7 protein-coding genes are annotated in these 8,960 nt (G+C 64.9%); 5 read left to right on the top strand and 2 right to left on the bottom strand.

Going from position 1 to position 8,960, the window contains the following annotated elements:
* The first annotated feature begins 237 nt into the window (after positions 1-237).
* Positions 238-855, top strand: coding sequence for a TetR/AcrR family transcriptional regulator (locus tag ACLMAL_RS39150; protein ID WP_412003690.1), 618 nt, complete (start codon positions 238-240; stop codon positions 853-855).
* Between the two features lie 237 nt (positions 856-1,092).
* Here the strand turns inward: ACLMAL_RS39150 and ACLMAL_RS39155 are convergent, their stop codons facing one another.
* Positions 1,093-1,260 carry a hypothetical protein gene (locus ACLMAL_RS39155; RefSeq protein ID WP_412003691.1) on the bottom strand — a complete coding sequence of 56 codons (168 nt, stop codon included), beginning with the start codon at positions 1,258-1,260 and terminating at the stop codon, positions 1,093-1,095.
* Between the two features lie 33 nt (positions 1,261-1,293).
* Here ACLMAL_RS39155 and ACLMAL_RS39160 point away from each other — a divergent pair, with 33 nt between their 5' ends.
* A complete protein-coding gene (locus ACLMAL_RS39160) occupies positions 1,294-2,262 on the top strand; it encodes a GDSL-type esterase/lipase family protein (RefSeq protein WP_412003692.1) in 969 nt (322 codons plus the stop codon).
* 454 nt (positions 2,263-2,716) lie between these two features.
* Here ACLMAL_RS39160 and ACLMAL_RS39165 read toward each other — a convergent pair whose 3' ends face one another.
* A complete protein-coding gene (locus tag ACLMAL_RS39165; RefSeq protein WP_412003693.1) occupies positions 2,717-3,790 on the bottom strand; it encodes an Lrp/AsnC family transcriptional regulator in 1,074 nt (357 codons plus the stop codon).
* A gap of 161 nt (positions 3,791-3,951) precedes the next feature.
* Here ACLMAL_RS39165 and ACLMAL_RS39170 point away from each other — a divergent pair, with 161 nt between their 5' ends.
* From ACLMAL_RS39170 to ACLMAL_RS39180, 3 genes are all read left to right on the top strand, one after another.
* Positions 3,952-5,400 (top strand): amidase, encoded by a 1,449-nt coding sequence (locus ACLMAL_RS39170; protein ID WP_412003694.1) that lies wholly within the window; start codon positions 3,952-3,954, stop codon positions 5,398-5,400.
* Positions 5,401-5,566: 166 nt separating this feature from the next.
* Positions 5,567-6,826: an MFS transporter gene (locus ACLMAL_RS39175; protein ID WP_412003695.1), complete on the top strand. Its 1,260-nt coding sequence runs from the start codon at positions 5,567-5,569 to the stop codon at positions 6,824-6,826.
* Positions 6,823-8,097: an amidohydrolase gene (locus ACLMAL_RS39180; RefSeq protein ID WP_412003696.1), complete on the top strand. Its 1,275-nt coding sequence runs from the start codon at positions 6,823-6,825 to the stop codon at positions 8,095-8,097. Before ACLMAL_RS39175 ends, ACLMAL_RS39180 begins: the two co-directional genes overlap by 4 nt.
* The last annotated feature ends 863 nt before the right edge of the window (positions 8,098-8,960 follow it).

Consider the following 8,960-nt stretch of genomic DNA (forward strand, 5'->3'; position numbering starts at 1 on the left):
GCACTCATCGCCCTGGCCCGCCGCCTTATCGACGTCATCTGGGCGCTCATCCGCGACAACCGCACCTTCACCATCGAGGCACCAGCCCCGATCAGCGCTGCGGCTTGACACCATCATTGAAACTCCTCGTGATTCGAATATCCAGCGGCGTGATCTGGGTGTTGGATCGTACTCTAGCTGACGGATCACTCGGTCGGTCAGCTTGCCTTCGGCCACGATGTAATAGGCTTCGATCTCATGGCAACTACGGAGTCCGCGCAGCGATCGGGCGAGCTGGCCCGCGCGAAGATCGTCGGCGTCGCCGTCGAGCATTTCGCGCGGTACGGGTATCAAGGCAGCTCGTTGGCGCGTATTGCCGCCGAAGTGGGTATCTCGCAATCGGGTCTGCTGCACCACTTCTCGAGCAAGGCGTCGTTGCTGCAGGCGGTACTCGGTGCGCGTGACCTTCGGGATCTAGCGGCGACGAATACCGATCTCGGCGACTTCGCGGACATGGACTTCGACGCGCTGCTGGCGTTTCTCACCCGCGTGGTACGCAACAACGCCGACAATCGTGACCTCGTGCAATTGGCACACATCACCGCGGCCGAGGCGACCGGCCCCGGGCACCCCGCGCACGATTGGGTGGTCGGTCGGTTGAAATTTCTGCAGTCGCTGACCGGTGATGCGCTGCGTCGAAGTATCGATGCGGGTGAGATTCGCGCCGATGTCGACATTCGGGCCGTCACCGAATGCCTCATCGCCATGTCGGAGGGGCTGGAGAATCAATGGCTGCTCGATCCTGAGGTCGACATGGTCGGATCGTTCGAGCGGTTCGTCGCACAGCTGCGCCGATCGGTGGCGCCGGTCGGCTGACTCGCTGGCGCATTCTCGGTGGTGGAATGCCGCGCCCGACTAGCTGACTGATCACTCGGTCAGCTAATAGGCTCTGTGAAAACCACTGAAGAGGAACCGTATGTCCCACGAATTTCGATCCCCATGGCTCCCGGCGGTGTGCGCCGCCCTGATTGCCGCAGCGGCGGCGACAGCCGCAGCGCAGACTCCCGAGCAGTGCGAGGATCCGGGTGGTCGACTGTGTGGTCGGCGAGTCCGTCAGATGCCACCCCGCTCGATGGCTCGGACGCCACCCCGAGCGGCCAGACCTATCGCGTCGTGGTCACCCCGCATCGTGGTGGTGAGAGTGTGCGGATCCGGCTTAGTAACCGATTCGGCAGCGAGCCGGTCACGTTCGATCGGGTAACTATCGCCCGCCAGTCCCATGGCGCGGATGTTGAACCGGATTCCTTGCGGCCCTTGACATTCGGCGGTGGCTACCCGACCGGAACGGCGCAGCCGGGCGCCGATATCGTGACCGACCCTGTCCCGATCTCCGTCACGGGCTTCCAGCCGCTCGCGGTGACCATGTACACCGACCGTGCCGCGCGGCGGATCACCGGACATGCCCTCGGGAATGCGACGAGCTACTACACGGACTCGGCGCATGGCGACCACACCGGCGATCTCGTCGGCACGACCTTCGCTCGCACCACGACCCGCGTCCCGTATGTCGCGCAGCTGGATGTCCTAGCACCGCAACCGGTCTCGACGATCGTCGCCTTCGGTGACTCGATCACCGACGGCCATGTCGCCGCCGACTTCCTGAGCTTCCCGCAACTCGAAGGCGTAGTTGACCGCAACGTGCGGTATCCCGACTTCCTGCAACGCCGCCTCGACGATGTGGGCGCGGCAATCGCCGTGGCGAACGCAGGGATCGGGGGCAATCGGCTACTGGCGAACGGCCTGTTCCCCGAGCACGGGCCGGCGGGGGAGTCGCGGATCGACGCGGATGTGCTCGCGCTGTCGGGCGTGACCGACGTGATCGTCGATATCGGAATCAATGACCTGGGTACCCCGATCGGCGCGTCGTACGAGCAACTCGTCGCCGGATACACCCGCATCATCGACCGATTCCATCGAGCCGGAGTGCGCGTGCACCTCGCGACTCTGGCCCCCGCGTCGAACGCCTTCGCCGATGGGATGACCAGCTTCCCGCCGTCGGACCCGGTCCGCATCCGGGTCAACTCCTGGATCCGATCTCAACCTCTCGCCGACAGCGTCATCGACTTCGATGCGGCACTGCGTGATCCGAAGAACCCCAGCGTGCTCGACCTCAGGTACGCGAGCGCCGACAACCTCCATCCCAGCTCGGCTGGATATCAGCGGATGGCGGAGACTGTCGATCTGGCCCCATTCGCGAGCGGCCCCCTGCGCTGTCGGCGATAGTTCCGGGAGGAGAACGGCTTACGGTCCTGGGGTATGTGCCAGCAGCCTTTGGGGCCGTAGGAATTTCACCTGTTGCCTGCTTGCCGCTGCCGACGGCAGCGGCGCATCGTGAAGATGTGGAAGTAGTGAAGATTCGTCCCTCGTGGTCGGCCGGGCCTGCCTGCAACGGTGCCGCTGCTGTCGCGGCGTTCGAGGGAGGAGGGGGCCTGCGCGGCACATTGATCGGCGACGGAACTGCCCTCGCCGACGGCCTCTCGACGGGCTCGAACGGTCTCGGTGGCCGATTGCACTTGGATAGCGGCAGGCGGGCGGCTAGTTCGAGTAGTGCGCGGTTGGTATGGCGCTTCGACTCATGGCAGCTGATGATTCCGCGCAGAACGACAGCCCGCGGACGGGACGTCGAGGAGAGTGCCTCCGAGAAGACTCTGCAGCCGGCCCGTTTCCTTGATCGTTGTCAGGCGCTATCGGGTGGCCCGAGCGGAACCCGGCCGACGGCGCGGCCCTGGTTGTCGAGTAGCCAGCCCATTCGCTTGGCGGTATGGAGGGCGATCGTGCGGTCCTTCACTGCCAGTGTCGAGAAGCGGTCGGCCAGCGATGCCTCGAATCCATCGATTCCGTGCAGCCCGTGTAGCAGCACTTGGACCAGCAGGTTGTGTGGACCGCTGACCGAGACGCACATCCGAACCTGCTCGAGCCGCGCCAGCGCCTGGCCGGTGGCTTCGAGTTCGTTGTGCGGCACGGACATCCGGTAGATGACCGTCGTCGGCAGGCCCGCAAGCGGGTAGGCCAGATCACAGCGCAGCGTGATCTCACCGTCACGGATCATCCGCGCCAGCCTGCGGCGAGCGGTGTGCTCGCTCATGCCTGTCGTCGCGGCGAGCGCGGTGTAACTGAGGCGGCCGTCAGCGCCGAGTGCTGTCAGTAGTGCTTGGTCCTCGACGGATGGCCGGTTGCTCGGGTGGGTGCTGTAGGTGGTTCGTCGCGGTGGTCGTGGTGCGGACAGCTCCGCACGCTGAGCTGGTTCCATCGCGCGGATCCGCCAGTCGCCGCCTTCGCCGTACAGGGTTATTCCGACCCTGGTCCGGGTTGATCGGACGCCGTCGAGGCTGCCGATGCCGCGTCGGGTCCAGCGACCGAGGGTGGGCAGGTCCGCGGCGGTGACCGACAGCAGCAGGTCGAAGTCCCCTGTGGTCTCGTCCACGGTGAACACCCAAGGCAGCGTGGCCGCCGCCGCGCTGACGGCTTCGAGCGCCCGCGGGCGGCATCGCACTTCGACGAAGGCCACGGTCGAGGTCTTCGCCGACTCGTACGCGGTGACCCAGGCCAGCCCATTGACCCGCAGGCGCTCCCAGCGGCGCGCGACGGTGGTCGCGTCCATCCCCAGTGCGCTGCCGATCTGCGACCATGACGCGCGCGGCGCTGCTTGCAAGGCATCGATCACCGCAAGATCGAGCTCGGCGAAGCTGGAATCGGGCAGGAATTCCGATTCAGTGTCGCTTTCCGGCGCGTTCTGGGGTGAAACACTCATGGACCAGATTGTAGGGATACCGCGCGACCGGTGTCGATTTGGGCCGTGCGAGAAGGGTGCCGAATCGGACCTTCTCTGTCGTTATCCTGCGTCACACCACCAAATTAGGCGAATTCCGGCAGCCATCGCGGATTTCGTGATAGGTCAGGTAGTCACGAACCATGACATATCTCAGCGGCACCGATGACCTCGCCTACCTGAGCGCGACCGACGCTCAACGTCTCTTCACCGCCCGGGAACTGTCTCCGGTCGAACTGATGAACGCGGTGATCGAGCGCACCGAAAAGGTCGAACCTACGGTGAACGCCTTCACCGAACGACTCTTCGAGCAAGCCCTCACCCAAGCCGTCCATGCCGCAGACCGCTACCTCGGCAAGAATGGCCTGACGCCGCGGCCGCTGGAGGGCGTGCCGATCGCCGCCAAGGAGAAGCACGCCATCGCCGGGCGCACCCTTACGGATGGGTCACTGGCAAACGCGGGCACCATCGCCACCGAGAACGCACCGATCATCGAGCGAATCCAGTATGCGGGCGGCATCATTCACGCCAGGACGACCACGCCGGAACTCTGTCTCGCCACCTACACCCATTCCCGGATGTGGGGCGTGACTCGCAATCCGTGGAACCCCGATTTCACTCCGGGTGGTTCCTCTGGCGGATCGGCAACGTCACTCGCCGCGGGCACCTCGCTACTGGCCACAGCGTCCGATATCGGCGGCTCCACTCGAATTCCCGCCGCGTTCACTGGCACAGTCGGTTTCAAGGCGCCCTACGGTCGGGTTCCTGGGCACGGAGTGCTCCCCGCCGACCATTACCGCGGCGACGGCCCGATCGGGCGCACGGTCGATGATGTCATTGCGTTGCAGAACGTCCTGGCCGGGCCCGACCCGCGCGACCATACATCGATCGGCCCGAAATATGTTCTGCCGACCGAGTACGACGCCGTCAGCGGTATGCGCATCGCACTCTGCGTAGGTCTGGGCGAATACCGAATTCATCCCGAAGTCGAGGCCAATACCCGCGCGACGGCACAAGCGCTGGCGGACGCAGGCGCGATTGTCGAGGAGATCGGCCTGTCATGGACGCACCTCGACATCCTGACGTCGATCGCCGGTCATTTTTCCACCATTTTCGGGGCCATCGTCGTCGAATACGCGCAGCAGCAGCCCGACAAGTTGTGCGACTACACCCTGGCCTATGCCGAGCTGATGAAGGTTGTCGGCTCACAATTCAGCTACATCGACGCATTGCGCGCGGAGAAGCGGTTGCAGTCACAGCTCGCCGAGGCCATGGCCGGATTCGATGCCTTGGTGTGCCCGACGACAGCCGTACCCGGCTGGCATGCCGGCGATACTCTCAGCGGTGAGCGCGTTGTCGTCAACGGCGAGGAGGTCTGCGACACCCTGTGGTCGTCGATGACTTTGCCCTTCAATATCAACAACCGCTGCCCGGTCCTCAACGTGCCCTCCGGTCACTCCAGTTGGGGCATTCCCACTGGCATACAGATCGTCGGCCATCCCTACGACGACGCCACCGTGTTCCGCATCGGCAAAACGCTCGAATACGCACAGCAGTGGTCGTACACCCCAGATCGCCGTCCGACGCTGTAGCCGACGCCGAGCGAATCCGCCTCGGTGCGATCCATGCAGGCCGATGTCGTGTCGGATCTCTGCGTATTGACGGCCACCTTGCCGGTATCCGGCTTTTTCGTGGCGTTCTGTGGCGTGGCACCCATTCTGACAGCTCTTGAATTTTCGGCAACGGAGGCCATAAGGCATGTTGCGAACCACTCGCATCACAGTATTGCTGCTGTTCGCGGCATGGACGGTCGACTACATCGACCGGATCGTCATCAACTACGCCCTCACGCCGATCGGACTCGACCTGCAGTTGGATCACACCCAGCGTGGACTGGTCGTCTCGGTCTTCTTCCTCGCCTATGCCGCGATGCAACTGCCAGGTGGGTTTCTCGCCGACCGCTACGGTGCGCTGACCATGTGCGGCATCGGGCTGCTCGGATGGTCGATATTCACCGGGCTGAGCGCGCTGGCGTGGTCGTTTTCGGCGCTGCTTGCTATGCGATTCCTGTTCGGTCTCGTGCAAGGCGTCTTTCCGGCCGCGGCGCTCAAGACGCTGGCCGAGCGCACTCTGCCCGAACAGCGGACGACAGCGAGTGGGTGGACCAACTCGTCCAACGCCGTCGGGATGCTGCTGGCCGCGGTGATCGGTGGGACGTTGTTGCCCGCGGTGGGATGGCGGGCGATGTTCGCGGTCATCTCGGTGCTCGGTGTCCTTGTCGTGCTGGCTTGGCGGCGATGGATGCCGAAGCCGTTGCCGAACAACGATATCGATGCAGCGTCGCAGCTGCCGGATCGGCAGGCGGCCAAGGTGGTCCGGCGTTCCCCTGCGCTGCTGGGGTTCGCGGTCATGTTCTTCGGCTACGACGCATTGGTGTGGGGTGTCAGTGCGTGGATCCCGACCTTTCTCAATGAGCAGCGCGGGCTGACGCTCAGTCAGATCGCGCTGATCACGCTCCCTTCGACGGCGATGGGCGCGCTCGGCGCGCTCGCAGGGGCCTGGCTGTCGGATCGGCTTGGTGGAAATCCCGGGCTGATCGTCGTACCGGCGATGACTGCCACTGCTGCTTTGTTGTTCGTGCTACCGCGGACCGGATCGACCGCCGCGTTCGTCGTGGTGGGAACGGTGATCAGCGGGATAGCGGGTCTGTGCTACATGCCGGCGTTCGCCGTCGTGCTGCGGGCACTGCCGAGTTCACTCATCGGATCGGCCGCGGCAGTGATCCTTTTCGGTGGCCAATTCGCGGGTGTGCTCGCACCGTCGCTGTTCGGGATCATCGTCGACCACGCCTCATATGAAGTGGCTTTCGAAGCAATGGCGATTGCACCGCTGGTGACTGTCATGGCCGCGATGTGGGTGCCGCAGACCGCGCAGGCGTTCCGCGCGTCCATTCCGGGCCTCGATCCCGTCCATACGAATACCCATGTCCCTACAGACACGAAGGAAACACTCGGATGAGCTCTACGCCTGAAACCCTTGTCGAACTGGAAGATATGTCGATGGTCATCGGATCTGTCGACGACCACTGGCAGCAGGTATACCGGCGGTTGCACGCGCATCCGGAGCTGTCGGGGGCGGAGTTCGAGACCGCGCGGCTGGTGGCGAGCGAGCTGCGCTCGATGGCTGGCTGGGAGGTGACCGAAGGTGTCGGCGGCACCGGTGTCGTCGGTGTCCTGCGCGGTGGGCCCGGACGCGTGATCTGGCTGCGTGCCGATATGGACGCGCTGCCGGTCCAGGAGGACACCGGTCTGGACTACACCTCGACCACCCCTGGCGTGATGCACGCGTGCGGACACGATATCCACGTCACCGCTCTACTGGCCGCGTGCGCCGAACTGGCGACCGAGGACACCTTGTCGGGCACGATCGTCGCCATCTTTCAGCCAGCCGAAGAAACTGGCGCGGGTGCGAAGGGCATGCTCGAAGATGGCTTGCTGGAGCGCTTTCCGCGTCCGGACATCTGCCTTGGCCAGCATGTCGGCCCGCTGCCCGCGGGGCTGATCGTGACCCGCGGCGGGCCTTTGATGGCGGCTTCCGACTCGATCCGCGTCTTGATATCCGGTCGCGGCGGACACGCCTCCACCCCCCACCTGGCCGTCGATCCGCTGTCGATGGCGGCCTCGCTGGTATTGCGCCTACAGTCGCTGACCGCGCGGCAGGCCGCCCTGCCTGCCTCGCCCGTCCTCACCGCCGGAGCGCTGCACGCTGGAACTCGCGCGAATATCATCGCCGAATCGGCCGAAATACTGTTGAGCCTGCGCACATTCACCCCCAGCTCACGGCGACGCATGATCGAGGACATTCAACGGATCAGCGCCGCGGAGTCGAAAGCCGCTGGAGCGCCTAGCGATCCGTTGATCGAGGTCTTCGACAGCTTCCCGCTGACGGTCAACACCCCAGCCGACACCGAGCGCGTGATAGCCGAACTCGCCGCAGGCGGCCTGCCGGTCTTCCCGCTGCCCAATCCGATCACGGGCAGCGAAGATTTCGGTATGCTCGCCACCGCCGCGACCTGCCCTTCGGTGTTCTGGCACATCGGCGGAATCGACCCGTCCCGCTACACACCTGAGGATCAGCAGCAGATTCTGGAGGCAGGCTCCCTGCCATCCCGGCTGCCCACCAACCATTCCCCGCACTTCGCACCCGACCCGCGGCTGGCGTTGCCTCCCATGGTCGCCGCGCTGGTCACCGCGGCCCGCTCCGAACTCGCCGTCGCCGCCGCGTGCTAACCGATCCGGACGGGATGGTCACATGTCCCGGACCGGCGGAGGTCATCCTGACAGTTCGGTGCCGATGGGTCGTTCGGTCAGTGATCGCGTCGCGCGCGGCGATCAGAGTCGGCGCAGCCTATGCGCCGATCAACCGTCAGTACCGCCGATATGCGTGCGGGCTTGTCGCAGCCAACGAGAAGGTCGAGAGCCGCTGTCGAGGTTCCGGAAATCTGCTGCCTTGTGCTGGCGATTCTGAGCGTGCCTAGAGCTTGCCAAGACGGGCCGATACTCGGGGAGCGCGCGACGCGCCCCCGCGTACCTTCAGCGCGGATGCGACGAACTGCGTCTGCCGCACGCCGGGCACCTCCGACCGCCGTGCCCCGTAGCAACGCAACAGCCAGCAGACATAGAGCACGTTCCGTGCGCACCGCTTCCCGGAACTGCTCGACTTCCACGACTTGGCTTGCTCGTCGTCGTCTTCGCTGATGTCATCGGTGGGGGCGCTTCACCAGCACGATTACGTTGCGCGGCAAGGCGCCCTGGTCGACGTAGGACTGTACGACCATGTCCAAGGTCGTACAGGTGGAACGAACCGTCACAGGCTTGACGCCGCTCGCAATTTGATTGGTCTCCGCGTTGCTTTGCCAGGACGTACACGGCACCGAACTACGTGCCGCGCATTTGCGGCCGCAGTCGTCAGAACGGGAAGACCCACTACCGGAAGAGGGTTCGACTTCATACCTTGACGCCGATCCACCGAGCAAACGCATCGAGGCTGCCCACCCGGCGGCGCATGGGTCGAGCCGAGCATCCACGCCCGCGCGTTCCCACTGTTGCGCATAGCCGGCACGTGGTGACTCGCCACGTCGCTGCCGCGGCAG

The organism is Nocardia sp. CWNU-33, assembly GCF_046764895.1.
Classification (GTDB): Bacteria; Actinomycetota; Actinomycetes; order Mycobacteriales; family Mycobacteriaceae; genus Nocardia.

Bases quoted from the DNA above. Each gene is read 5' to 3' on its own strand.
- ACLMAL_RS39150 (WP_412003690.1), top strand. From the start codon at position 238: ATGGCAACTACGGAGTCCGCGCAGCGATCGGGCGAGCTGGCCCGCGCG.
- ACLMAL_RS39155 (WP_412003691.1), bottom strand. From the start codon at position 1,260: ATGGGACTGGCGGGCGATAGTTACCCGATCGAACGTGACCGGCTCGCT.
- ACLMAL_RS39165 (WP_412003693.1), bottom strand. From the start codon at position 3,790: ATGAGTGTTTCACCCCAGAACGCGCCGGAAAGCGACACTGAATCGGAA.
- ACLMAL_RS39170 (WP_412003694.1), top strand. From the start codon at position 3,952: ATGACATATCTCAGCGGCACCGATGACCTCGCCTACCTGAGCGCGACC.
- ACLMAL_RS39175 (WP_412003695.1), top strand. From the start codon at position 5,567: ATGTTGCGAACCACTCGCATCACAGTATTGCTGCTGTTCGCGGCATGG.
- ACLMAL_RS39180 (WP_412003696.1), top strand. From the start codon at position 6,823: ATGAGCTCTACGCCTGAAACCCTTGTCGAACTGGAAGATATGTCGATG.